Origin of the sequence: Bartonella sp. AP57NXGY (genome assembly GCF_042195805.1) — a bacterium.
In the GTDB taxonomy this organism is placed as follows: domain Bacteria; phylum Pseudomonadota; class Alphaproteobacteria; order Rhizobiales; family Rhizobiaceae; genus Bartonella.
The window spans coordinates 1-654 of sequence record NZ_JBHIOZ010000558.1 but is presented as its reverse complement, the minus strand read 5'-3'; the positions used below and the strand labels follow the sequence as shown (position 1 = coordinate 654).

The window sequence follows — 654 nt, the reverse complement described above, 5'->3', positions numbered from 1 at the left end:
AAAAAAGGTGGCGCAATCCAGCAGAGAAACTCGTTCCAGAAAAACCAATTTTCTTAAATCTATGCTGATAAGTGACATCTCCACGAAGAGAAAGTTTTGATGAGAGACGGGCATTAAACCCAACCCCTGCTTCCAAAGAAGAACCAAAGGAACCTAACTGAAAATCGTTTTTAAAAGAAACGAATTGCTTATCTTCAAAACTATGCAAATAAGAAAGCTTACTATAAAAAGAAACTTCACGTCCCTCTTCCACAACACCTAACGTCTTGCTTAAACGCCCACCAACACGCCCCACCCATTGATGAAATTTTCCTAAATCAACATCAAGATTATCAATATCACGCGCCTGATTAAACTGAAGATGCTGATAAACAACCTGAATCTGCGGATCAAAAACAACACCTTTATACCCTGTTGCAAACGTTCTACCACTCGTTAAAGAACCGCTAAATTGTTTACCCTTTAACGCCACAACCTTGCCCCGTGCAAGGGTCAAAACATCTCCCTTAAAAAGACCATACGATACCACCCCATCCATATAAAAACCGGTATCATGCTGCAAATTTCCATAAGCAGTAACAGACCATTTATTAAATGCGCTTTTTTTGCTTTGTTCAACATCCTGAGGGTGTAGAGAAAGATTTCCATAGTTCC

General features: G+C 39.6%; 1 protein-coding gene. It reads right to left on the bottom strand.

Translation table 11 applies throughout. The features are described from left to right. Positions 1–654 (bottom strand): autotransporter outer membrane beta-barrel domain-containing protein (locus tag ACFIL8_RS12020; RefSeq protein ID WP_375681623.1); only part of this gene is annotated, 654 nt, incomplete at both ends.